Raw genomic sequence first — 23,224 nt, 5'->3', positions numbered from 1 at the left:
TTCCCGCGGAACGGTGACCTCCGGGCCCCGTACGCCGTCTCCCCATCGGAGAGCCGGCACGCACGGAGGACGGGAGCGGCGATGAGCGGTGCGAGTGGTGTGAGCGGTGTAAGCGGTGTCAGCGACGAGGAGATCGCGGGGTACGTCCGGGCCCTCGCCGACCTGGAGCGGCGGCGCGAGGCCCTGGCCGAGAGGGTCGGGGAACTGCGCCTCGCGGCCACCCCCCGGGAGCTGGCGGAACGGGACCGGCTGGGAACGGAGCTCGCCGTGCTGACGGACGTCGTCCTGCTGGAGAGCGCGGCGACCCTCGGCCACCTGGGCCTGACCACGGCGGCCCTGGCCGTCCAGCACGTCCTGGAAACCGAACGGCCGACCGGCGAGGACGACTGACGGACCGTCGGGAAACCCCCGGCGCCGGGGCCGCCGCGCGCTTCAGGCCGCCGGTCCCGCGGACCGCGGCGGTGCCGGCTCGTCGCCGGCCCGCACGCCCAGGAACCACAGCCTGCCCCGTTCGACGGTGAACTCCACGGCGCACGCCTGGCCGTAGTGGTCGTCCAGCCGCCGCAGATGCCCGAGCAGCTCCCGGTAGGCGCCGGGGGCCAGCCGCTCCAGCCCTTCCAGCGGCAGTGGCTCACGCACCCCGGCGGTCACGTCCTCGCCCTGCGCGTCCGGCAGATAGGCCCCCGAAGCGCCGGGCGCGCCCGTCGCCGGGTCCCGCGTACGGGCCACACCGCTGCCGGAGTCGTCGCCCCGGTTGCCGAACACCATCGTCTGCACGGTCACCGCCGTGCCCAGGTCGTCCGGCACCCCCTCGCGGCGCCGCGACTCGCGCGCCGGAGCGGAGTTCCACCACGCGAACGCGGCACGCACCGCCCGGCGCAGCTGCTCGCGAGGATCGTCGGGGAACTCCTCGCCGGTCCGTTCCTTGACGAGGTCCTTGTACGTCTCCACGACGCGGATCAGGTCGCAGGCGTCCAGCCGCTCGTCCGCCACGTGGTGCTGCTCCTCCACCCCGTGCCTGACCCGCGCGAACAGCTCCGGCTCCACACCCATCACGGCGGTCCCGAACCGTTCGACGAGGCGCCGGTAGGAGTCCCAGGCGAACCGCTCGCGCGCCGGGGTCTTCGCCAGGCCCAGCACCGCGTACTCGTTCAGCCCCACGTCCAGGACGGTCCCCGGCACGCCGGGCACCGCGAACCGGGCCCCGGACCGCACCGACAGCAGCAGCGGGTCGTCCACCTGGCCGAGCCGCCGCCCCGCCGCCCGCTCCAGCCGCGCCAGGTGCTCCTCCACCTCGCCGTCCAGCCCCGCCGGCGGGGCGCCCGTCTCGGCGTACGCGCGGCACACCTCCGTCGACACGGTGAAGCCGGGCGGCACGGGCAGCCCGAGCCGCGCCATCTCGGCGAGGTCGGCGCCCTTGCCGCCGAGCAGCCCGGCCCGCTCCCGGCCGCCCTCGGCGAAGTCGTACACATAGCGGACCATCGCAGTACGCCCTCCAGATCGGCCGGACCGGTGCTCCCACCACGACCAGCGTGCCACCCCGGCACCGGACCGGCGCCCCGGCCCGTGCCGGGCGTTCACTCGTGCGGGACGACCGCCACCGGCGCCGGCGAGTGGTGCAGCACCGCGTGCGCCACCGAACCGATCCGCGGCCCGACCGGGGCGTGCCGCACCCGGCGGCCCACCACCACGAGGCCCGCGCCCGTCACCACCGACAGCAGCACCTGCCCGCCGCTGCCCAGCTCCACGTGCTCGGTCACCGGAACCTCCGGATACCGCTCCCGCCACGGCGCCAGCGCGTCGGTCAGCGCCTTGCGCTCGAAGGGCTCCAGGCCGCCCGCCTGGTCGGCCAGCGCCAGCGAACCGGGGCTGTACGCGTACAGCGGCGGCAGGCTCCACGCCCGTACCGCCCGCACGCCCACGCCGCGGGCGGCCGCCTCCTCGAAGGCGAACCCGAGCACGGCCTCGCTCTCCTCGGGCCCGCCCTGCTGGCCGACGACGATCTCGCCGGCATCGGCGCCCGCGGGTCCCGCCGCGTCCTCCCGCCGGGCCCGCACCGCCACGACCGGCCGGGGCGAGGCGGCGATCACCTGCTGCCCGTACGAGCCGAGCAGGAAGCCCAGCAGGGCCCCGTGGCCGCGCGAGCCGAGCACCAGCATCTCCGCCGACCCGGCGGCCTCCAGCAGCGCCGGCACCGGAGTGTCCGACACGAGCCGGGTGGTCACCAGCACGTCCGGGTGCTGTCGGCGCACCTGCGCCTCGGCCTCGTCCAGCACGGCCTGCGCGCGCCCCGCCTCCGCCTGCCGGTCCTGCGCGACCGGCACGTCGAGCGGCTGCCACAGCCAGGCGTGGACGAGCTGCAGGGGAAGCCCGCGCAGGGCCGCCTCCCGCGCCGCCCAGGCGGCCGCGGCGAGACTCTCCGGCGAGCCGTCCACTCCCGCCGTGATCGCTCGGGTCATCGGGGCGTGCGCCATGGATCTTCCTCCGTACGTCGCGGCGTCCTGCTGCTCCCACCAGTGTGAGCGGGCCACGCGCCCGGCGGCGGGGGCCGATAGGCCCGGTTTCCCGGCCGTCCGGCCCCTGAAACGCCGCTCACCCGCCCGGCGGCCGCCTTCCGGTCGTCCCGCCGGGCGGATCGGGTGACCCTGGAAGGAGGACCGGTGCCCCGCCGGTCCACCGCCGTCCGACGCGTCGAGGAGGCACACCATGACCCGGACGCTGGAGTGGAAGATCAACATGGATCTGGTGGAGGACGAGGGGGGCACCACGGAGGCGCGTGCCGTCCTCGACACCGGCAAGTCGACGATCACCGGCCACGGTTCCGCCCGGCGCAACCCGGAGGACGAGGACGTCCCGCTGATCGGCGACGAACTGGCCGCCAGCCGGGCGATGAGCGACCTGGCCCGGCAGCTGATGCGCCTGGCGTACAAGGACATCGGCGAGGCGGGCGCCGGGATGTCCGGCGAGGACGAGCCGGCGGCGCCGTACGGCTGGTCCACCCCGGCCCGCTGACCGGCGGCCCCCCCGCGGCCGCGGCGGCACCGGCCCGGCCGCCGGTGCCGCCGCCCGCCGGGACCCGGTCGGCGCCGCTCGGTGACGGCCCGTCAGGTCGCCAGCGCGCCCGTGTCCGAGTCCGTGTCGTCGGTCTCGTAGGCGAGCCGGTCGTCCACCGCCACGACCCCGTCGACCGTCTCGCACAGCCGCACCAGGATCGGGACGAGGCTCCTGCGCTCCAGGGTGCCGCTGAGCGTGACCGTCCCGTCGTTGACGTCCACCGTCACGGCGGACGGCGCGAGCCCCAGCGTGCGGGTCACCACGTCCTCCAGGATCTCCTCCTGGATGGCCCGGTCCCGCCGCAGGAACAGCTGGATCAGATCGCTGCGGCTGAGCACCCCGATCAGCCGCCCGGCCGCGTCCACCACGGGCAGCCGCTTGATGTGCCGTCGCTCCATCACACGGGCCGCCTCGACGGCGCTCCACTCCGGGCGCGCCACCACGGCCGGGCTCGACATCAGCCCTTCCGCGGTGCCGGGGCCCTGCCCGCCGGAGGTGTGCCGGTGCAGCAGGTCGGCCTCCGAGACGACACCGATCGGCCGCTCGTCCTCGTCCACGACGGGCACGGCCGTGATGCCGTACTCGTCCAGCAGCCGCGCGATCTCCTTGAACGAGGTGCCGGGCTGCACGGCCACGGCCTCCGGTGTCATCAGATCGGCCACGCTGCGGTGCCTCATCGTTCGTCGTCCCCTTCCGTGGGCCCCACCCCCGAGGATGCGGGACGCGGGGCCCGGGCGCCCGGTACGCCACGGGCCCGCACCAGTCTTCCGCACCTGCCTGTGGGCGCACGGGCCCCGCGGGCGCACCGGCGCACGCCCCGGCGCGGGTCCGGCGGAAGGCGCCGTGCGCCGTCTCAGAGCACCACGCCGCTGCCGTGCGGGGCGTACATGTCGAGCAGCCGCACCCGGGTCGCCTGGAGCCGGTGCGAGAGCACCTGCCCGACCCACTGCGTCAGCGCGTACCCGAACGCGGGCTCCGCCTCGCACAGCGCCCGCACCGCCGCGGCGTCGAACTCGTGGGCGCGCACCAGGCTCATCGCCTCCGCTCCCAGCTCCCACTCGTACGGCGGGAACAGCCACGACAGCCCGACCAGCTCGCCGTGGCCGAGCATCTCGATCACCGCGGGGCGCGGATGGCCGGGCAGCCGCGCGTCCAGGTTGACCGCGCCCGTCCTGATGATCCAGAACCGGTCCGCGGGCCGCCGCTCGTCGAACAGCCGGTGCCCCGGATCGAACGCGACGTCCCGCGACATCGCCATCAGCCGCTCGCGGTGCGGAGCCGGCAGGGCGTTGATCCTCGGCGCTCTGGTCATGTGAACCTCCTGGTGAACCGGCGCACCAAGCGTCGTCCGCCGCGCCACCGGACGGCAGGGCCGACCGGGTCCCGGGGGAGGGCCGACCGGCCCCGGCCGCGCGCCCGCCCGGCAGGCGGTGTCCCCCGCCCGGTAGGACGGTGTCTTTCGAGCCTACTCACCCCCGGCGCGTACGGCTCCACCATGCGGGCCCCGGCCCCCGCGACTACCGTGATTCCATGCCCGGACCCGAGCACCACAGGGGCGACATCGGCCGCCGCGTCGCCGCCCGCCGCGAGCAACTGGGCCTGACCCGCGAGGACGTCGCGCTGCGGGCCGGCTCCGCGCCCGGCTACATCGAGTACCTGGAGGAGCAGGCCGCCGTACCCGGCATGGGTTTCCTGCTCCGGCTCGCCGACGCGCTGGAGACCACCGTCGGCGCCCTCGCCGGCGGTGACGCCGATCTGCCGCCCGGGGTGGGGCACGCCGCCTACCATCCGGAGCTGGTCGAGCTCGGCCCCGAGGAGTGCCGGCAGCTGCTGGGCACCCACGGTGTGGGCCGCGTCGCCGTCACCACCCACGACGGGCCCGCCATCCTGCCGGTCAACTACGTCGTCGCGGAGGGCGATGTCGCCTTCCGCACCTCGCCCGACGCGCTCCCCGGCAAGGCCGCGGGCGGCGAGGTCGCCTTCGAGGTCGACCACATCGACGAGGCGTTCAGCCAGGGCTGGAGCGTCCTCCTCGTCGGCCCCGCCCGCGCCGTCACCGCACCGGACGCGGTACGGGCCCTGCGGGAGCGGGCGTTCACCACGCCGTGGGCAGGGGGCGAGCGGGACCTGTGGGTGGCCCTCACCCCCTCGCGCGTCACCGGCCGGCGCATCCTCGTCCGCGGCACCCACCGGGCCGGGGGCCCGCACGGCACCTGACGTCCGCCGCCGTCGCACCGGCACGTCCCGCGCGTACGCGCCGGGACGCGAGTCCTGCCAGGAGGAGCCATGAACCACGACGCGACGAAGGGGCCCGTCATCGCCGGTGTCGACGGCTCCCCCCAGGCCGGGGCGGCCGTCCTGTGGGCGGCCGGCGAGGCGTACCGGCGCAGGCGCCCGCTGCACCTGGTGCACGCCACGGGGACGGAGGGCCGCGCCACCGACGACGGCGCGCAGCAGGCCCGCGCGGCAGGCCACGACCTGCTCGCCGAGACCGCCGGCACCATCGCGCGGCGCTTCCCCGACGTGACCGTCGTACGCCGCCTCAGCCCCGGCGACCCGGTGCGCGCCCTGCACGACGAGGCGGGCACCGAGGGCACCATCGTGGTCGGCCACCGCGGCCTCGGCGGCTTCGCCGAACTGCTCCTCGGCTCCGTCGGCCTGGGCGTCGCCTCCCACGCCCGCGTGCCGGTCGTCGTGGTGCGCGGCGAACGGGACCACGCCGCGACCGGGACCGTCGTCGCCTGCGTACGCGACGGGCGCGACCACCCGTGGGTGGCGCACGTCGCCCGCGAGGCCATGCTGCGCCACGCGTCCCTGCGCCTGCTCAATGTGTGGAACCCACTCTCCCACGTGGGCACGGCGCTGACCATGCTCGACGACATCGACGGCGTCGCCCAGCGGCGGGTGCACGAGATGCACGGACTCGCCGACTCGCTGCGTGACGAGCTGCCCGCGCTGACCGTCACCACCGAGGTGGAGGGCGGGCGTTCCACCGCCGGTCTGCTCGTCCAGGCGTCCCACGAGGCCGATCTCGTCGCCGTGGGCGCGCACCGCCCGCCCCTCGGCGTCGGGCGGGGAGTCGGACACGTCGTCCACGCGCTGCTGCACCACGCCCACTGCCCCGTCGAGATCGTCCCCCGCGACCCGGCGTGAACCGGGGGGAACGGGAGGAGGACTGACGCGCTGGGCGGGTACACGGGAGTCGGCAGACGCGTTCCACCACGTCGCACCGGAGGTGGTCGACATGGCATCCGGGATGGACGAGGACCGCCTCCTCGCCGAGATCGAACGGCTCCTCGCGCGCGAAGACCCGGATCTGGACGCCCGCATGTCGGCGCTCGCCCGGCAGCTCCCCGGCGAGTCCGCCGCCGCCCCACCCGGGCGGCCCGCCCGCGACTCCCCGGGCCCGGCCGAGCCGGATGGCGGCGCACAGCGGGGGAGCGGGGCGCGGCGGGACTGGCGCAAGGTCCTCGCGCTGGTCGCGGTCGTGGTCGCCGTCGTCGGGCTCGTCCTCACCGCCGTCCTCACGCAGCCGTCCGGCTCCGGCGGCGAGACCACCCCGGTCAGCCCGGCCGGGCTGTCCGCGGTGACGCCGCACGGCCTCTGACGCCGCCGCCCGTCAGCCCGCCGCCCGTCGGCCCGCGCCCGGGCCTACGGCCTGGCGCCGCCCGTGGCGCCCGGCGCCCCGGCGCCCGGGCGCGGGCCTACGGCCTGGCGCCGCCCGTGGCGCGCGGCTCCCCGGCACCCTCGCCCTCCGGGGGCCCGTCGGGCAGTCCGGGCAGCAGCAGGAGCAGGTCCGCAAGGCCGCACACCCGGACGTGCGGCGACAGGCCGGCCAGCAGGGCGAGGACCTCCGGGCGGGCGCCCGCCGCGCGCGCCGCCTCGCACAGCCGCTCCCTGCCGACCCATCCCGAACCGAACGCCCCCCGCGTACACGCGGTGATCTCCTGCCGCGTCACCGTCGACATGGCCGCCTTCCTCCCGCCGTGCGCCCTGCGAAGCCACCGGGCCGGTCACTCAAAGCGATCGTACCCTCACAGCGCGGCGGGGTCCGCGGACTCTTACGTGAGGTGCGGGTTAACGCGCGGCGTCCGGTCGCCGTCCGGTTCCGTACGGGCCGTGGAATTCGGGCGGGTGGCGGCTCACGGCGGGTTGCCGGCTTGCCTTCGCACTCTGCTGCCGCGTTAGATTGGTGCCGCTCGCCGTCCCGCCGCCGCACGGCCGGGGCGGCGCGGGAGCCGCCACGCAGCGGCCGCGCCGACCCTCACGCACGCACCGGTCCTCACGCACCACCACGCCGCCACCTTCACGCGCGCTCACACAGGAGAGCCATGGCTGACGACGTCACCCGCACCGAGATCGCCGACCACCTGGCAGCCGTCTTCGCCAACGGAGCGGTCAGCCGCAGCGATCTGCTGATCGCCGCCGCCGGCGCCCGCCCCGAGGTCCGCCGGGTCCTGGAGCAGCTGCCCGACCGCCGCTACACCGAACTGCGCCAGGTGTGGGAGGACCTGCCCGCCATCCCCGTCAGTCTCTGACCCCGGCCCGTTTGCCTACCCGCGGGCCCGGTGCGCGGCCTCCGCCACGTCCCGGGCCCGCGACGGCGCCAGCCTCAGCACATACGCCGTCCCGCCCAGCACCGCGCGGACCACACCCCGCGGCCCGTACCAGGGCTCCACCACCCGCACCTCCGACAGCGGCGCGCTGTCGATCTCGCTGCCCCTGCTGTTCAGCAGCGTCAGCCGGCCCTCCGCCACCCGGACCCGGCCCGCCGTCGTCAACTGGCGCCACCCCCGCCGGATGAGCACGCCCCGCTCCTCGAACTCGCGTCTGGCCACGCTGCGCCCCCAGTCACCCCACACGCCGGCCTCTGGGGGACCATACCCGCGCCAGGACGGCGAGAAATGCACCCTGGCGCATCCCGTCCCGCCCCCTCGGGTGACGTCCGCCCGCACGTGTCCAGCGAGACGGATCACGTCCAGCAGAACGGGTTGTTTCATCCCTCCGCCGCATACGCGCGCCGCGTCGGCGGCAGGCTGGCCCCACGGCCGGCGAACGGCGGCCGCGACGACAGGGAGGGCGGCGACCGCATGGACGGCACGAACGGCAACGGCGGAACCCGCGAGGCGGGCGGTGCCCCCGGCGACCCCGCCGACCGCGTCCCCGCCTACCGGCAGATCCGCGTCACCACGCCGCGGGAACCGGTGGCCGCGCTCGCCGACACCGAGGCGCGGCTGGCCCGCGAGACCCACCCGGTGCTGATGTCCGCCGGGGCGCCCCTCTTCGGCGTCGTACGCGAACGGGACGGCGGCGGCTGGGAGGTCCTCGGCTCGTTCCTGGAGCAGGCGCCGCAGGAGGCCCGCGACAGCATGGGGGCCGCATTCCGCCGGGCGGCGCAGCGGGCGCGGGACGCCGGGGACGAGGCGGCGTACGCCGCGTGCATGAGCGCCGCCGAGCGCATGGACGGGGAGGCCCTCAACGAACTGACCGTCGCCGGGGTGCGCCACCGCGTCGCCCGCGCCGAGTGCTACATCCGGTCGGGGCCCGACGGGCCCGAGCCGCCCCGCCCCTCCGACCCCGGGCCCGCCGGGGCCGGGCGGGGCCGCGGGGAGCCGTGCCGGACCCGGGGGTCCGTCCTCGATCCGGTGCGGCCCACCGGCATGTCGGAGGCCCTGCTGAAGGCCGACCTGCTCACCCTGGTCCGCAAGGCGGGCACCGTCCCCGACGATGTCCGGGACGACTCCCGGCGCGCCGCCGACACCCACCCCGGCGGGGTGCTGCTGCCGCCGGTCTTCATGATCGCCCGGCGGGTGGAGGGCCGCTGGCGGCCGGACTCGGCAGGCAGCGCGACACCGCAGCGGGCCCGCGACCACCTCGCCTTCCGGCTGCGCGTCATGATCCCCTGGGAGGAGCGCCTCGACGCGGAGGCCCGCGATTCGTACACGGCCGCCGCCGAGCGCCTCGACGCGCACCCGGCCGACGAACTGGAGGCCGGGGGCCATCGCTTCCGGGTCGTCCGCGTCGAGCGGCTCGTGCGGTTCGGGCCGGAAGGGCCGGAGGGCCCGCGCCCCTCGGACCCCGACCCGCAGGTGCCCGTCATGGTCCAGGAGCAGCGGCTGCGCGAGCAGGACCTCCCGGACGCCGACGGGGACGCGCCCGGCGGACCGGACGAGGGGACGCGGCGCCTCGCCGGACTGTTCCCCGAGGAGGAGGCCCGTATCCGGGCGCTCGGGGAGCGGTGAGCGGAACCCTGCGGGCGTCGGTACTGGCGCCCGACATGGGCGCCGGTGTTACAAATAAGCGTGGTCCACTTTTCTGACCGGTTCCGGGGCGCCTCGGTCCGGTCACTGGCCGAAAGGCGTCCACGCAGCGTCGCCGGACAGGTGTTCGTCCTGCAGGTGGCGCTGGTCGTGCTGCTGGTCCTCGGCGCCCTGCTGGCCCTGCTGCTGCAGTCGCGCTACGACGGCGACCGCGAGGCGCGCAATCGGTCCGTCGCCGTCGCGCAGACGTTCGCGCACGCGCCCGGCCTGCTCGACGCCCTGGAGCGGCCCGATCCCGCGGAGGTCCTCCAGCCGGTCGCGGAGACCGCCCGCAGGGAGGCGGGCGTCGACTTCATCGTCGTCATGGACGTCGACGGCGTCCGCTACACCCACCCCCAGCCCGAGCGCATCGGGCAGCGGTTCGTCGGCACGATAGAGCCGTCCCTCGCCGGCCGGGTCCACACCGAGCACGTGGACGGCCCGCTCGGCGACGAGGTGCAGGCGATCGTGCCCGTCACCAACCCGGACGGGCAGGTCGTCGCCCTGGTCTCGGCGGGCCTGAAGGTGCAGAACGTCACCGGCGTCGTCAACCGGCAGCTGCCCGTCATCCTCGGCACCAGCGCCGCCGGCCTCGCCGTCGCCACGGCGGGCAGCGCCCTCGTCGCCCGCCGCCTGCGCCGCCAGACCCACGGCCTCGGCCCCGCCGAGATGACCCGCGTGTACGAACACCACGACGCCGTCCTGCACGCCGTCCGCGAGGGCGTCGTCATCGTCGGCGACGACGGCCGCCTCGTCCTCGCCAACGACGAGGCCGTCCGGCTCCTCGGTCTGCCGTCCGACGCCGAGGGGCGGCTCGTCTCGGAGCTGCCCGGCCTGGACCCGCGGATGGCGGACCTGCTGTGCTCCGGCCGGCTCGCCACCGACGAGGTCATCCCCGCCGGCGGACTGCTCCTCGCCGTCAATCAGCGCCCCACCGACCCGTACGGCGGCCACGGCGGCACCGTCGTCACCATCCGCGACACCACGGAGCTGCGGGCCCTGTCCGGCCGCGCCCAGGTCGCCCGCAAACGCCTCAACCTGCTGTACGACGCCGGTGTCGGCATCGGCACCACCCTCGACGTGGCGCGCACCGCCGACGAGCTCGCCGACGTGGCCGTGCCGCGCTTCGCCGACTTCGTCACCGTCGACCTCGCCGACCCCGTCCTGCGCGGCGAGGAGCCCAGCGGCACCAGCAGCGTCATGCGCCGCACCGCCTCCCGCGGCATCCGCGACGACCACCCGCTGTACCCGGTCGACCGCGTCATCGACTTCGTCGCCTCGACCCCGCAGGCCCGCGGCTTCGGCTCCGGGCGCGCCGAGCTCGTCCCCGACCTGTCGCAGGCGCCCGGCTGGCAGGCGCAGGACCTGGAGCGGGCCGGGCGGATCGTCGCGTACGGCATCCACTCGCTGATCACCGTGCCGCTCAAGGCGCGCGGGGTCGTCCTCGGCGTGGCCAACTTCTGGCGGTGCGAGAAGCCGGAGCCGTTCGACGACGAGGACGTCGCCCTCGCCGAGGAGCTGGTCGCCCGCGCCGCCGTGGCCATCGACAACGCCCGCCGCTACACCCGCGAGCACGCCATGGCCGTGACCCTTCAGCGCAGTCTGCTGCCGCGCGCCCTGCCCGAGCAGAGCGCCGTGGAGGTCGCCCACCGGTACCTGCCCGCCAAGTCCGGGGTGGGCGGCGACTGGTTCGACGTGATCCCGCTGCCCGGCAGCCGGGTCGCGCTCGTCGTCGGCGACGTCGTCGGGCACGGCCTGCACGCCGCCGCCACCATGGGCCGGCTGCGCACCGCCGTCCACAACTTCTCCACCCTGGACCTGCCGCCCGACGAGCTGCTGGGCCGCCTCGACGACCTGGTGGGCCGGGTCGACCAGGACGAGGCGGAGGCGGGCGGCAACCCGGACGGCGGCACCGGCATGACCGGCGCCACCTGCCTGTACGCCGTGTACGACCCGGTCACCCGGCGCTGCGCGCTCGCCAGGGCGGGGCACCCGATGCCCGCGCTGGTCCACCCGGGCGGGGCCGTCGAGTTCCCCGACCTGCCGGCGGGGCCGCCGCTGGGGCTCGGCGGCATCCCCTTCGAGACGGCCGAGCTGGAGCTGGCGGAGGGCAGCCAGCTGGTCTTCTACACCGACGGGCTGATCGAGGACCGGACCCGCGACATCGACGTGGGCCTGGAGCTGCTGCGCACCGCCCTCGCCCACCCGGACCGCACCCCCGAGGAGAGCTGCCGCGCGGTCCTCGACGCGCTGCTGCCCGCCCACCCCAAGGACGACGTGGCGCTGCTCATCGCCCGCACCCGCGTCCTCGGCCCGGAGCGCGTCGCCGACTGGGACGTGCCGTTCCACCCGGAGGCCGTCTCCCGGATGCGGGCCGCCGCCACCGAGCAGCTCGAGGCGTGGGGCCTGTCCGAGATGGCGTTCACGACCGAGCTGATCCTCAGCGAGCTGATCACCAACGCGATCCGCTACGGCTCAGCTCCCGTCCATGTCCGGCTCATCCACGACCGCGGCCTGACCTGCGAGGTCTCCGACAGCAGCAGCACCTCGCCGCATCTGCGGTACGCGGCGACCACCGACGAGGGCGGGCGCGGGCTGTTCCTCGTCGCCCAGCTCGCCGAGCGGTGGGGCACCCGCTACACCGGGCAGGGCAAGGTCATCTGGGCCGAGCAGCCGCCGCCGGGCCCCGGCGCGTACGACACGGGCCTCGGCGCGGAGATGTTCCTGGGCGCCCTGGACGCGGACCCGCTGTGAGCCCCCGGCGACCGCCGCCGACCCCGGGGTCCGGCCCCGGCCGCCGCGCCCCGGTCTTCCCCGGACGGCGCCGCGCGGCCGGCCCTGGGCTCGGGCGCATGTTCCTCACCCCGGGCGGCCCCACCCTCGGTGAGCTGGCCGTGCAGGCGCTTACCTCCGTGGAGCGCGGCTACGACCTGCTCGCCCCCTCGTTCGACGCCACGCCGTTCCGCACCCCCGACGCCGTCCTGGACGCCGTGGCGGACGCCCTGCGGCCGCTGGGCCCCGTCCGGGCCGGACTCGACCTGTGCTGCGGCACGGGGGCCGGTACGGGCCTGCTGCGCGAGCTGTGCCGGGAGCGGGTGACCGGCGTGGACCTCAGCGCCGGGATGCTCGCCCGGGCGGAGGCCGCGCATCCGCCCCGCGCGGGCGAGCCCGACCCGGAGTGGGTGCGCGCCGACGTACGGGAGCTGCCGTTCCGCGCGGAGTTCGACCTCGCGGTGAGCTTCGGCGCGTTCGGGCACTTCCTGCCGGCCGAGCGGCCGGGCCTCTTCGCGCGGGTGCACGGGGCGCTGCGGCCGGGCGGGCTGTTCGCGTTCCCCGTGGCGGCGCCGCCGAGGGTCGGCTCGGCGGCGTACTGGACGCTGTGGGGCTTCGACGCGGCGATGCGGGTGCGCAACGCGCTGTGGCGGCCGCGGTTCGTGATGTACTACCGGACCCTCCGCCTGCCCGAGGTGACGGCCGAGCTGCGCCGGGCGGGGTTCGCCGTGGAGCTCGCGGCGCTGCCCGCGCTCGGGACGCTCGAGGACGGGGCGCCCCGCTGCCGCCTGGTCATGGCGCGCCGCCCCGCGTGAGCGCGGGGCGGCGCGTCGTCGAGGGGATGGACGGGATGTGTCACGAACCCTTGCCGACCTCCTTGTTGATCGCCGCGGGGGAGTCGTACTCCTTGTCGGGCATGGACTTCAGCGCTTCCATGACCTTCTTGCTGGCGCCGTGCTCCTCGGCCTGCCGGACGATCTCGTCCTTGGTGGCGGGGTAGCTGACGCCGCCCAGGTTCTTCTGCATCTCGATGGGGTTCACAGCCATGGCCCGCGAGTACCACGCGCACGACGTGTCACACCGCCCGGCGTTCCGCAGGGCGAATCCATCACGGTTGCATCACAATGTCGTGTGAAGGTCGGTCAGTGCGGGCATATCCCGCGCGGGGGCGATGTCCCGGTCCGGGACGCCGCCGTGTCACCCGACACTTCTTCGCACCACCCCCCAAGGGAGACGCGCGTCGCCGTCCTCCCCTCTCACCTCATGGCGTCGGAAAGGCAGGTACGCCCATGCTGTTGGCGCATCCCGCTGTGCTTCGAGAGCTCGTTGCCCGGTACGAATCCCTCTGCGCCGCGGCGCAGGAGTGCGCGATCGCGCCGGATCTGCAACGCCGCCTGGACGACGTGACGTACACGCTCTGCGTGACGACCGGCACCCGGAAGCTGGAGCACGCGCTCGCGGCCGCACGGGCCAGGCTGGCCGCGACGGCGGCCGGCTGAGCGAGGGGAAGGGTTCGGCGGCCCCGGCCCAGGGGTAGACCGGGGCCGCCACGGGTGTCCGCAGGGGAGAGCGGATACACCCGGCAGCGAACACCGAGGGCGGCGCGAGGAGGGAGCGCCGCCCTTCTGTGTTCGGCCAGCGGGCACCGTACCGCGCTTGATGCGCGGCGTCGGTGACCTGCGAGCAGTAAATATATATACCGTTGAGTAGGCAAGGGCATGAAAAATTTCATGCTGGCCGATGGCCGAAAAAATTCGGTGCCACCCGACCGTGCCGGGCCACCGAGATCCCCGCCGCCGCGCCGGACCAACCGTCCGGACGGGCCGCGCGCCGTCAGTCGTCGAGGAAGAAGTCGTGCTGCATCGCGACCTGCTCGTATCCCTCCAACCGCGCCTGGGTGCGCTCCGGTTCGGCGTCCGCCATCGCCTGGAGCAGCGCCGCCGACAGCACCCCCGGCGCCGCGTACGAGTCGAACACGAGGCGCGCGCCCGCCGGCGCCGTCAGCGTCACGTCCGCCTCCTCCACCAGCGGCCCCATGGTCAGGTCTGTGACCAGGGCCACACGCAGTCCCGTGCTGCGCGCCGCCCGCACCGCGGCCAGCGTCTCGTTGGAGTGGCGCGGCATCGCGTACGCCAGCACCCACGAACCGCCCGCCTCACGCGCCTGGAGCAACGTGTCGAACGCGACGCTCCCGCCCCGCGACACCACCCGCACATCGGGGTGGATGCGCCGCGCCGCGTACGCGAAGTACTCCGCGAGTGACGCGGAGATCCGCAGCCCCACGACAGTCAAGGGCACGGATTGAGCCAGCTGCCTCCCGACCTCCAGCACCTGGCCGGGATCGGCCAGAACCCGACGCAGGCTCTCCAGGTTCTCGATCTCCGCGTCGATCGCCGCCTGCAGTTCGTTGCGCCGGATCTCCTCGCGCGAGTCGCCCGCCCCCGCCACGGCGCTCAGCGCGATCGGCTGCAGCGCCTCCCGCAGCGCGGGGAACCCCGCGTACCCGAGCGAGGTGGCGAACCGGGTCACCGAGGGCTGGCTCACCCCGGCCCGTTCGGCGAGGTCCGTGATCGACAGGAACGCGGCCTCCGTCAGATGGTCCACCAGGTACTGCGCGATGCGCCGCTGGCCCGGTGACAGCCGATGGCCGGTGAACAGGGCCCGGACCCGCTCGGCGGGCGTCCGCTCCGACTCCGGGGCCTGCCGCCCCGGTGTGATCGCGGCCGCCTGCGCGCGTGCCTGCTGCCCGGATGGCACTGATGGCACGATCCGCCTCCTTCTCGTCCCAATTGCGCACAACATAGCTCACGCCGGACCAGCACCTGACAGGACGGACGGAGCCCCCACCGGACATGCGCCGCGCCCCCTGCCGGGCGCATCCTGGCTGTGTGACCCGGAACGGCGCTCCCGGCCACGACCCGGACCGGCCGCCCCGGCCGACCGGGTCCGGCGGCGACGCGAGCGCGACGGACGACGGCCGCGTCGCCGACGCGTCCGCGGCGCCCCCTGCGCGGGGCGCACCCGCCAGCCCCGAGGGCACTGCCGAGCCGACGGCGTCCGCCGCTGCCGCGCCCGCGACGGGTGGAGCGGAGACGTACCTCGCCGCCGGGACCGGTGGGACGGAAAGGCCGCCTCCCGAGGCGGCGGCTGCCCCTGAGGACGGTCCCGGTGAGCCTCCGGCCGCGTCCGGCGGGCCTGCGGACGGGCCTGGTGGACCCGCGGACGCCGGTGGCCCCGCACCCGGGGCAGGTTCCGCAGCCCCCGGAGCCGCCGGGCTCCTCCCGGGTGGCACCGCCGGCCCCGCGCTCAGCCTTCCGCTCGATCCCGCGGCCGGTCCCGCCCACGCGCCCACGGCCACCCACGCGCCCTCGCCGCCGGGCGGCGCCGCCGGACCCGGCAGGCTCCGGGGGGCGGGAGCGGCCGCCGGGCGTGCGGCGACCCATGCGCCCGGCACGCCCGTCGGGACCCGTACCGGGTCGCCGGCCGTGCACGACGCGCTCCCCAGGGCCCTCGCCGCCGCCACCGTCGACGCCGTCCGGTCCGTCGGCGGCTACGCCGGCGGCGTCTACCTGCGCTCCCGCACCAGCGGCCTGCTGCGCCTCGCCGTCCTCGCCGGGCTGCCCGTCCGGCTGTTCCGCCCCTGGTGGCGGATGCACGTCAACCGGCCGTTCCCCGTCGCGGAGGCGTACCGCTCCGGCCGGTCGGTGCACCTCGCCGACGCCGAGGACGCCATGCGCCGCTTCCCGCAGCTGATGGCCGGGCTCCCGTACCCCTTCGGCTCCCTGTACGAGCCCCTCAGCGCCGGCCGCGACCGCTACGGCGTCCTCGTCGTCCTGCGCGGTGCCGCGCCGGGACGGCTCGTGGAGGCCGCCGACGGGCAGCGGATCCGGGACGTGGCCGACCGCCTCGGAGCCGTACTCGCCGATCTCGACGCCGACGGCGTCCCCATCGCCTGGGACCGGGAGCCGGCGCCCGTCCAGCTGCCCGCGGACGCCACCCCGCCCACGCGGGTGGGGCGCATCCGCTGGCGCCTGGACACCGGCGCCGTCACCGCCGACCCGGAGCTGTGCCGCATCCTCGGCACCGACCCGGACGCCTTCCCCGGCACCGCCGCCGCACTGGAGGCGCTGCTCGCCCCCGAGGACGTCTACGGACTGTGGGCGCTGGCCCGGCAGGTCGCCGAGGCGACCCCGCCCGCCGCCCGCCACATGTGGCTCAGCGGCCGCGACGGCCGCCCCCACCTCGTCGAACTGGCCCGCACCGCCGGCCCGGACGCCGACCCCGTCCACCTCACGGGCACCCTCGTCGACCCGGGCACCGGCCCCGTCACCGCCACCGCGGCCGACCGCCTCTCCACCGGCGTCCTCTCCGTCGACCGGCTGGGCCGGGTCACCCATGTCAGCCCCCGTGCCGAAACCCTCCTCGGCGTCGGCCGGGCCGCGCTCCTCGGCCGCGTCCTGTGGGACGCGCTGCCCTGGACCGACCGGCCCGCCTACGAGGACCACTTCCGCACCGCCTTCATCGCGGCCGAGCCCGTCCACTTCCTCGCCCACCGCGCCGCCGCCTCGTGGCTCTCGGTCTCCCTCCACCCCGACCACGACGGGATGACCGTCGTCCTCACCGCCGTCGACGAGCCCTCCTACGCGCCCCGCTCCGTCGCCGCGCCCGGCGGCGGGCTGGGCTCCCCGGCCGACCGCGCGTCCGTCCTGTACCGGCCCGTCGCCCTCGCGATCGCCCTCACCGAGGCCGTCACCGCCCGTCAGGTCTCCGAGGTCGTCACCGAGGAGCTGCTGCCCGCCTTCGGCGGCCGCCAGCTCGCCATCTACCTGCTCAGCGAACGCCACCTCCACCTCGCCTGGGAGACCGGCTTCCCGCAGGGCTTCCTCGACCGCTTCGACGGCGTCGGCCTCGACGCGCGGCTCCCCGGCGTGGAGACCCTCACCTCGGGGCGGCCCCTCTTCTTCGAGTCCATGCAGCGCCTCGCCGCCGCCTACCCCGGCATCCCCCTGGACGCCCACGTCGGCGCCCGCGCCTTCCTGCCGCTCATCGCCTCCGGACGCCCCGTCGGCTCCTGCATCCTCGGCTTCGACCAGCCGCGCGGCTTCAGCCCCGAGGAGCGGACCGTGCTCACCGCGCTCGCCGGACTGATCGCCCAGGCCCTCCAGCGGGCCAGGCGCTACGACTCCGAGGCCGCCCTCGCACGCGGCCTGCAGGACGCCCTGCTGCCGCACCGGCTGCCGCGCCTCGCCCAGGTCGACACCGTGGGCCGCTACCTACCCGGCACGCAGGGCATGGATGTCGGCGGCGACTGGTACGACGTCGTCGAGACGCCCCGCGGGCTGGTCCTCGCCATCGGCGACGTACAGGGCCACGGGGTGTCGGCGGCCGCCACCATGGGGCAGCTCCGCAGCGCCGTACGGGCCTTCGCCCTCACCGGCCACGACCCGAGCGAGGTCATGCGCGGCACGAACCGGCTCCTCATCGACCTCGACCCCGGCCAGTTCGCCAGCTGCTGCTACGGCGTCCTCGACCCCCGCACGGGCCTCATCCAGGCCGTACGCGCCGGACACCTGCCGCCGCTGCTGCGCCACCCGGACGGCCGTACCGAGGTGGTCGACCTGCCCGGCGGAGTCGTCCTCGGCATCGACCCGGACGCCTCGTACCCCGTGACCGAACTGCGGCTGCCCCGCGGCGGGGTGCTCGCCCTCTTCACGGACGGGCTCGTGGAGCGGCCGGGCAGCGACATCGACCAGGGCGTCGAACGGCTCCGCGGCGCCCTTGGCGCGCTCGGCCCCGGCTCGCTCTCCGCCGCCGCCGACCGGCTCATCGACGTGGCCGCCACGGACGGCGACCGGCCCGACGACATCGCCCTGCTCCTCGCCGCCCGCTGGCCGGAACCCGGCCCGTACGAAGGGGGCGGGCGGCCATGACGGACACCGACCGCGCGCCCGCGGCGGCCCCGGCGGGGGACGCCGACCGGTGCGGCCCCCTCGACGCCACACGGGCCGCGACCGCCGTGCTCGACGGCGACGGCACGGTCATCGGCTGGGGCCCCGCCGCCCAGCGGCTCCTGGGCCACACGCCCGACGAGGTCCTCGGCCGGCCCGTCGCGGCCCTCCTCGCGGACGGCCCCGACGCGGGCCTCCGGGACGCCTCCCCGCCCGGCGCCCCGCAGCCCCCCGGCCCCGGCGGACCCGCCGCCGGTCCGCGGCCGGCCGGCGCCCGCCGCCAGGTCCTCCACCTGCGCCACCGCGACGGCCGGACCGTCCGGGTCCTCACGGCGACCCTGCCGCTGGCCTCCCGCGCCCACACCGGACCGGCCCGGCTGCTCGCCATCGCCGACGCCGACGAGACCGAGCGCTGGGAAGCCCTGCAGTCGATGCTCCGGGGCCTGGCCACCCAGTCGCCGGTCGGACTCGCCATCTACGACACGGACCTGCGCGTCGTGTGGACCAACAGCGCCCTCTACCGGGAGATGGGCACCTCCCAGTACGCCGGGCTCGGCCCCGACGACATGGTCGCCGCGGGGGAGGTGCTGTCCGCCGGCTACCCGCCCACCCTGGAGGAGACGATGCGCCGGGTCCTCGCCACCGGCGAGCCGGTCACCGAGCTCCACTACCGGGGCCGCCCGCCCGTGGACCCCGACCACGACCACGTCTGGTCCTGCTCCTACTACCGCCTCGCCGACGCCGACGGAACCCACCTGGGCGTGTGCGAGGAGACCGTCGACATCACCGACCGCTACCTCGCCCAGCAGCGGCTCGACCTGCTCGTCCGGGCCGGCGGGGTCGTCGGCACCACGCTCGACATGAGCCGCACCGCCCGCGAGCTGTCCTCCGTCGCCGTCCCGCAGTTCGCGGACCGCGTGACGGTGGACCTCGTGGACGCCGTGCTGCGCGGCGAACCGCCCACGGCGGGCACCGCACGCGACGGCCGCCTCGTCCGCGTCTGGTCCACACCCGCCGCGGGCCCCGCCGACGGCCCCGGCAACGACGCCCCGCCCGGACCCGCCGGCCCGGGACGCGACGGCGAGAGCCCGGCGCCCGACCGCACCGGCACCGGCATCGGCACCGCTACCGGCAGCGGCACCGGACCCGGCACCGTCCCCGTCCGCTACCCGCCCGACGCGCCGCAGTCGCGCTGCCTCGCCACCGGCCGGCCCGTCCTCACCGACGGCCCCGCCACCACCCTCGTCGTCCCGCTGCGCACCGACGGCGCCCCGCTCGGCGTGGTCACCTTCCACCGCGAGGGCCGCCGCGCCCCGTTCGACACCGGCGACCTCCCCGTCGCCGACGAGCTGGTCGCCCGTACCGCCGTGTGCATCGACAACGCGCGCCGCTTCACCCGCGAGCACACCGCGGCGCTCTCCCTCCAGCACAGCCTGCTCCCGCGCAACCTTCCCCGCCTCACCGCCGTCGACTTCGCCCACCGCTACCTGCCCGCCGACAGCAAGTCGGGAGTCGGCGGCGACTGGTTCGACGTGATCACCCTCTCCGGCGCCCGCGTCGGCCTCGTCGTCGGCGATGTCGTCGGCCACGGCCTGGGCGCCGCCGCCACCATGGGCCGGCTGCGCACCAGCGTCCGCGTCCTCGCCCGCCAGGACCTCGCGCCCGACGAACTCCTCACCCGCCTCGACGACCTCATCACCCAGGCCGCCGACGAGGAGGCCGACACCCCCGGCTCCGTCACCGGCACGGTCCCGCAGGGACCCGCGCGCGGCGCGGCCGGCATCCCCGACGACCAGGCGGTCGGCGCCACCTGCCTGTACGCCGTGTACGACCCGGTCACCGGCGTCTGCCGGATGGCCCGCGCCGGACACCCCGCCCCCGCCGTGCTCGACGCGTCCCGCGGCGCCGTCACGGTCCCCGACGTGCCCGCGGGACCGCCCCTCGGCCTCGGCGGTCTGCCCTTCGAGACCGCCGAGCTGCGCCTGCCCGAGGGCAGCCTCGTCGCCCTGTTCACCGACGGACTGGTCCACGGCCGGGCCCGCGACTCCGAGACGGGCCTGGACGAACTGTCCGTACTCCTCGCCGACCACCGGGACCGCCCCCTCGCCGAACTGTGCGACCGGGCCGTCACCGCCCTCATCCCCGGCCCCGTCGACGACGACGCCGCCCTCCTCCTCGTCCGCACCCGCCTGCTGGACGCCGGCCGCATCGCCACCTGGGACCTCGGCCCCGGCCCGGAGGAGGTCGGCCGCGCCCGCGCGCTCGCCGCCCGCCAGACCGCCGACTGGGGCCTGGACGACCTCGCCTTCACCACCGAGATCGTCGTCAGCGAACTCGTCACCAACGCCCAGCGCTACGCCACCGGACCCGTCCAGCTGCGGCTGATCCACGACCGCACCCTGATCTGCGAGGTCTCCGACACCGGACACACCGCGCCCCATCTGCGCCGCGCCGCCATGGACGACGAAGGCGGGCGCGGGCTGTTCCTCGTCGCCCAGATGACCCAGCACTGGGGCACCCGCTACACCGAGACCGGCAAGACGATCTGGGCCGAGCAGGCACTGCCGCCGCCCTGACGGCCCCCGGCCCGCCCCGGCCGGGACAGGACCGGGCGGCGGGAGCGGCAGGCCGGCGGGGGACCGGGTTTGCCGCCCCGGCCGTCGGCAACCCGAGGGGAGGACATCCGTACGCACCCCGCCGACGGGACGACACCCGAGGGGAAGCCGCTGGAAACGCCGGGAGGCACGTCATGGCAGCGTCCGACCAGATCAGCGCCGAGCTGTGGGACGAGTTCCACACCGTCGTCAACATGACCTCGCGCGAGCTCCAGGAGTGGCTGAGCACCACCGCCGCCGACGAGGAGACCGAGGAGGTCCCCGACCGCGCCGGACCGCGCACCGGCCGCCGCGTCCTGGAGATCCTCGGCAAGCGGCGCACCGACCTCACCGAGGACGACGTGGCCGTCATGCGCCGGGTCTGCGACATCGTCCGCTCCCAGCGCGACCCGGACCTGGAACCCACGGCCGGGGGCACCGACTGGCGGCACGGGCTGATGAACATCGGGCACGACCCCCTGAAGCCGGCCTGAGCGGCCGCCCGTGCGCCTCTCCCACGTCCGCCCCACCGACCCCGGATACACCCGCGTCCGCCACGGACGCGGTTTCCGCTATCTGGACCAGCACGGCCGGCCCCTGGGCGACCCGGCCGAACGGGAGCGGATCAAGGCCCTCGTCATCCCGCCCGCCTGGCAGGACGTGTGGATCTGCGCCAAGCCCAACGGCCACCTCCAGGCCGTCGGCACCGACGCCGCCGGACGCCGCCAGTACCTCTACCACCCGGTCTTCCGCGCCCGCCAGGAGCAGACCAAGCACGAGCACGTCCTGGAAGTCGCCGAGGCGCTGCCCCGCGTCCGCGAGGCCGTCGACGCGGGCCTCGCCGGGCGGGGCCTGACTCGCGAGCGGGTGCTCGCGACCGCCGTACGCCTCCTGGACCTGGGCTTCTTCCGCATCGGCAGCGAACGCTACGCCGACCGCCACCAGACGTACGGGCTGACGACGCTGCTGCGCGAGCACTCCACGTGCACCCGCCGCCAGGTCGTCCTCAGCTATCCCGGCAAGTACGGCAGGCAGCGCGTCCACGCCGTCGCCGACCCGGCCACCCTGCGGGCCCTCACCGCGCTCGTCCGCCGGCGCGGCGGGAGCGACCGGCTGCTCGCCTACTGGGAGGACCGCGCGTGGCACGACCTGACCGGCGCCGAGGTCAACGCCTACCTGCGCGAGCTGGCCGGCGTCGAGGTCACCGCGAAGGACTTCCGCACCTGGCACGCCACCGTCATGGCCGCCGTCGCGCTCGCCGTCTCCCAGCCGGTCGCCCACAGCGAGACCGCCCGCCGCCGCGCCATCGCCCGCGCCGTCCGCGAGGTCGCCGACTACCTCGGCAACACCCCCGCGGTCTGCCGCGCCTCCTACATCAACCCGCGCGTCGTCGAACTGTACGAGGAGGGCGTCACCGTGGCGTCCGCGCTGCCCCGTCTCGGCGCCGACGGGCCGTACGGGGTGCCCGCCACGCACGGCCCCGCCGAGCTGGCCGTGCTGCGCATGCTGCGCGACGGCCGCCCGCCCGGCTGAGCGCCGGACGGGCGGCGGGGACGGCCCGTGCCGGGGCCGGTGCGGGCGGGAGCCCTACGGCCAGGACGGCTCCCGGCGCGGTACGACCACGATCTCGCCCGCCACGCTGCCGTCCGGCACCGACAGCGCGTACAGCACGGCGTCGGCGACGATGTCGGGGCTCTGCAGCATCGACACGTCCGTGTCGGGGAAGCGGTCCATGATGAACGGCGTCTCCATGCCGCCCGCCACGATCCCCGTCACACCGATGCCCGGGCAGTCCCGCTGCGCCTCCTTGAACAGGGTGTGCGTGAACGCCCGCAGCCCCGTCTTGCCCGCCGCGTACGGGCCGGCCTCCGTCCAGGTGCGGTTCGCCGCGGTGGACAGGATGTTCACGATGTGGCCGCCGCCCCGGGCGATCATCCGCCGGTAGGCCTCCAGGCACAGGTACATCGGGCCGAGCAGGTTCGTCTGGACCACCCGCGTGACCTCGTCGGCCGTCAGGTGCTCGATCGGCTTCGACACGTCCACGGCCGCGTTGTTGACCAGGACGTCCACGGCCCGGCCCGATCCGTCGAGCTCCCGGAACACCCCGGCCACCGCGTCCGGGTCCCGCACGTCCAGCTCCACGAACCGCGCCTCGCCGCCGTCGTTGTTCAGCTCGTCGCACAGCTCCCGCGCCAGTTCCTTGCGCACGTCCGCCACCAGGACCGACGCGCCCGACCCGGCCAGCCGCCGGACGATCGAGGCACCCAGGCCCCGCGCGCCACCGGTCACCAGGGCCTGCCTGCCCCGCAGGTCGACCCGCACTCCACTGCTGCCCATGCCGCGGCCTCCGCCTTCCCTCGGATGTGGTGCACTGACTCCCCACTGTGACCCGCGCGACACGGTCCGGCACCCGGAGCGGTCACTGTGAGCAAGCCCACGGTTTGGCCGAATCGCCCGCCGGGCAAGGGCGTTGCCGCCTCCGGCGCCGCCCGGCCGCCGCGGGGGAGGCCCAGGTCACGGTGGCGGCGCGCGCGGGCTGCCACGATGGTCCGCGCCC

At 76.0% G+C, this 23,224-nt stretch carries 22 protein-coding genes and 1 pseudogene; 14 read left to right on the top strand and 9 right to left on the bottom strand.

Annotated elements, in window-relative coordinates; translation table 11 throughout:
• The first annotated feature begins 81 nt into the window (after positions 1-81).
• Positions 82-390, top strand: coding sequence for a hypothetical protein (locus ACSUPT_RS01675; RefSeq protein ID WP_361662292.1), 309 nt, complete (start codon positions 82-84; stop codon positions 388-390).
• A 72-nt stretch (positions 391-462) separates the two neighbouring features.
• Here ACSUPT_RS01675 and ACSUPT_RS01670 read toward each other — a convergent pair.
• Positions 463-1,482, bottom strand: a pseudogene (locus tag ACSUPT_RS01670) (PEP/pyruvate-binding domain-containing protein); the annotation flags it as partial.
• Between the two features lie 95 nt (positions 1,483-1,577).
• Positions 1,578-2,459 (bottom strand): universal stress protein, encoded by an 882-nt coding sequence (locus tag ACSUPT_RS01665; RefSeq protein ID WP_404144176.1) that lies wholly within the window; start codon positions 2,457-2,459, stop codon positions 1,578-1,580.
• Positions 2,460-2,706: 247 nt separating this feature from the next.
• Between ACSUPT_RS01665 and ACSUPT_RS01660 the strand changes: the two genes are divergently transcribed.
• Complete coding sequence (locus ACSUPT_RS01660) at positions 2,707-3,012, top strand: DUF1876 domain-containing protein (RefSeq protein ID WP_436943279.1); 306 nt, start codon at positions 2,707-2,709, stop codon at positions 3,010-3,012.
• A 92-nt stretch (positions 3,013-3,104) separates the two neighbouring features.
• Here the strand turns inward: ACSUPT_RS01660 and ACSUPT_RS01655 are convergent, their stop codons facing one another.
• Both ACSUPT_RS01655 and ACSUPT_RS01650 read right to left on the bottom strand, forming a co-directional pair.
• Positions 3,105-3,731, bottom strand: coding sequence for a CBS domain-containing protein (locus ACSUPT_RS01655; protein ID WP_351967143.1), 627 nt, complete (start codon positions 3,729-3,731; stop codon positions 3,105-3,107).
• 176 nt (positions 3,732-3,907) lie between these two features.
• Complete coding sequence (locus tag ACSUPT_RS01650; RefSeq protein ID WP_351967142.1) at positions 3,908-4,366, bottom strand: cyclic nucleotide-binding domain-containing protein; 459 nt, start codon at positions 4,364-4,366, stop codon at positions 3,908-3,910.
• A 218-nt stretch (positions 4,367-4,584) separates the two neighbouring features.
• Here ACSUPT_RS01650 and ACSUPT_RS01645 point away from each other — a divergent pair, with 218 nt between their 5' ends.
• The 3 genes from ACSUPT_RS01645 (at position 4,585) to ACSUPT_RS01635 (ending at position 6,661) form a co-directional block, all read left to right on the top strand.
• Positions 4,585-5,271, top strand: coding sequence for a helix-turn-helix domain-containing protein (locus tag ACSUPT_RS01645; RefSeq protein WP_436943276.1), 687 nt, complete (start codon positions 4,585-4,587; stop codon positions 5,269-5,271).
• Positions 5,272-5,340: 69 nt separating this feature from the next.
• A complete protein-coding gene (locus tag ACSUPT_RS01640) occupies positions 5,341-6,207 on the top strand; it encodes a universal stress protein (protein ID WP_351967140.1) in 867 nt (288 codons plus the stop codon).
• 91 nt (positions 6,208-6,298) lie between these two features.
• On the top strand, positions 6,299-6,661 hold the full coding sequence (locus ACSUPT_RS01635; RefSeq protein ID WP_361662280.1) for a hypothetical protein: 363 nt from the start codon (positions 6,299-6,301) through the stop codon (positions 6,659-6,661).
• 97 nt (positions 6,662-6,758) lie between these two features.
• Here the strand turns inward: ACSUPT_RS01635 and ACSUPT_RS01630 are convergent, their stop codons facing one another.
• A complete protein-coding gene (locus tag ACSUPT_RS01630) occupies positions 6,759-7,022 on the bottom strand; it encodes a hypothetical protein (protein WP_361662277.1) in 264 nt (87 codons plus the stop codon).
• 363 nt (positions 7,023-7,385) lie between these two features.
• On the opposite strand from ACSUPT_RS01630, the gene ACSUPT_RS01625 reads away from it, so the two are divergent.
• Entirely contained in the window at positions 7,386-7,592 is a 207-nt protein-coding gene (locus tag ACSUPT_RS01625) for a hypothetical protein (RefSeq protein WP_351967137.1), read from the top strand.
• Positions 7,593-7,607: 15 nt separating this feature from the next.
• Here ACSUPT_RS01625 and ACSUPT_RS01620 read toward each other — a convergent pair whose 3' ends face one another.
• On the bottom strand, positions 7,608-7,892 hold the full coding sequence (locus ACSUPT_RS01620) for a hypothetical protein (RefSeq protein ID WP_351967136.1): 285 nt from the start codon (positions 7,890-7,892) through the stop codon (positions 7,608-7,610).
• A gap of 252 nt (positions 7,893-8,144) precedes the next feature.
• Between ACSUPT_RS01620 and ACSUPT_RS01615 the strand changes: the two genes are divergently transcribed.
• The 3 genes from ACSUPT_RS01615 (at position 8,145) to ACSUPT_RS01605 (ending at position 12,940) form a co-directional block, all read left to right on the top strand.
• Positions 8,145-9,296: a DUF5954 family protein gene (locus tag ACSUPT_RS01615; RefSeq protein ID WP_436943273.1), complete on the top strand. Its 1,152-nt coding sequence runs from the start codon at positions 8,145-8,147 to the stop codon at positions 9,294-9,296.
• A 60-nt stretch (positions 9,297-9,356) separates the two neighbouring features.
• Positions 9,357-12,107 (top strand): SpoIIE family protein phosphatase, encoded by a 2,751-nt coding sequence (locus ACSUPT_RS01610; RefSeq protein WP_399218077.1) that lies wholly within the window; start codon positions 9,357-9,359, stop codon positions 12,105-12,107.
• A 98-nt stretch (positions 12,108-12,205) separates the two neighbouring features.
• The gene (locus ACSUPT_RS01605) at positions 12,206-12,940 is read left to right on the top strand and encodes a class I SAM-dependent methyltransferase (protein WP_436943271.1); all 735 of its coding nucleotides are present in this window, start codon (positions 12,206-12,208) and stop codon (positions 12,938-12,940) included.
• A gap of 40 nt (positions 12,941-12,980) precedes the next feature.
• Here ACSUPT_RS01605 and ACSUPT_RS01600 read toward each other — a convergent pair whose 3' ends face one another.
• On the bottom strand, positions 12,981-13,172 hold the full coding sequence (locus ACSUPT_RS01600; protein ID WP_351967132.1) for a DUF2795 domain-containing protein: 192 nt from the start codon (positions 13,170-13,172) through the stop codon (positions 12,981-12,983).
• Positions 13,173-13,414: 242 nt separating this feature from the next.
• Between ACSUPT_RS01600 and ACSUPT_RS01595 the strand changes: the two genes are divergently transcribed.
• A complete protein-coding gene (locus tag ACSUPT_RS01595; protein ID WP_023590146.1) occupies positions 13,415-13,624 on the top strand; it encodes a DUF5133 domain-containing protein in 210 nt (69 codons plus the stop codon).
• Between the two features lie 334 nt (positions 13,625-13,958).
• Here ACSUPT_RS01595 and ACSUPT_RS01590 read toward each other — a convergent pair whose 3' ends face one another.
• Positions 13,959-14,882: a MurR/RpiR family transcriptional regulator gene (locus ACSUPT_RS01590; protein ID WP_361665086.1), complete on the bottom strand. Its 924-nt coding sequence runs from the start codon at positions 14,880-14,882 to the stop codon at positions 13,959-13,961.
• A 728-nt stretch (positions 14,883-15,610) separates the two neighbouring features.
• On the opposite strand from ACSUPT_RS01590, the gene ACSUPT_RS01585 reads away from it, so the two are divergent.
• The 4 genes from ACSUPT_RS01585 (at position 15,611) to ACSUPT_RS01570 (ending at position 22,200) form a co-directional block, all read left to right on the top strand.
• Positions 15,611-18,055: a SpoIIE family protein phosphatase gene (locus ACSUPT_RS01585; protein WP_404143825.1), complete on the top strand. Its 2,445-nt coding sequence runs from the start codon at positions 15,611-15,613 to the stop codon at positions 18,053-18,055.
• On the top strand, positions 18,052-20,649 hold the full coding sequence (locus tag ACSUPT_RS01580; protein WP_436943269.1) for a SpoIIE family protein phosphatase: 2,598 nt from the start codon (positions 18,052-18,054) through the stop codon (positions 20,647-20,649). Before ACSUPT_RS01585 ends, ACSUPT_RS01580 begins: the two co-directional genes overlap by 4 nt.
• Before the next feature lie 173 nt (positions 20,650-20,822).
• The gene (locus ACSUPT_RS01575) at positions 20,823-21,161 is read left to right on the top strand and encodes a DUF3140 domain-containing protein (RefSeq protein WP_351967129.1); all 339 of its coding nucleotides are present in this window, start codon (positions 20,823-20,825) and stop codon (positions 21,159-21,161) included.
• A 10-nt stretch (positions 21,162-21,171) separates the two neighbouring features.
• The gene (locus tag ACSUPT_RS01570; protein ID WP_361665083.1) at positions 21,172-22,200 is read left to right on the top strand and encodes a DNA topoisomerase IB; all 1,029 of its coding nucleotides are present in this window, start codon (positions 21,172-21,174) and stop codon (positions 22,198-22,200) included.
• 54 nt (positions 22,201-22,254) lie between these two features.
• Here ACSUPT_RS01570 and ACSUPT_RS01565 read toward each other — a convergent pair whose 3' ends face one another.
• Positions 22,255-23,004 (bottom strand): SDR family oxidoreductase, encoded by a 750-nt coding sequence (locus ACSUPT_RS01565; protein ID WP_351967127.1) that lies wholly within the window; start codon positions 23,002-23,004, stop codon positions 22,255-22,257.
• Positions 23,005-23,224: the final 220 nt, after the last annotated feature.

Origin of the sequence: Streptomyces sp. SudanB25_2051 (assembly GCF_964272635.1) — a bacterium.
Taxonomy (GTDB): Bacteria; Actinomycetota; Actinomycetes; order Streptomycetales; family Streptomycetaceae; genus Streptomyces.
Note: the sequence above shows the minus strand (reverse complement) of the source record. Positions and strands in the feature narration are given on the sequence as shown.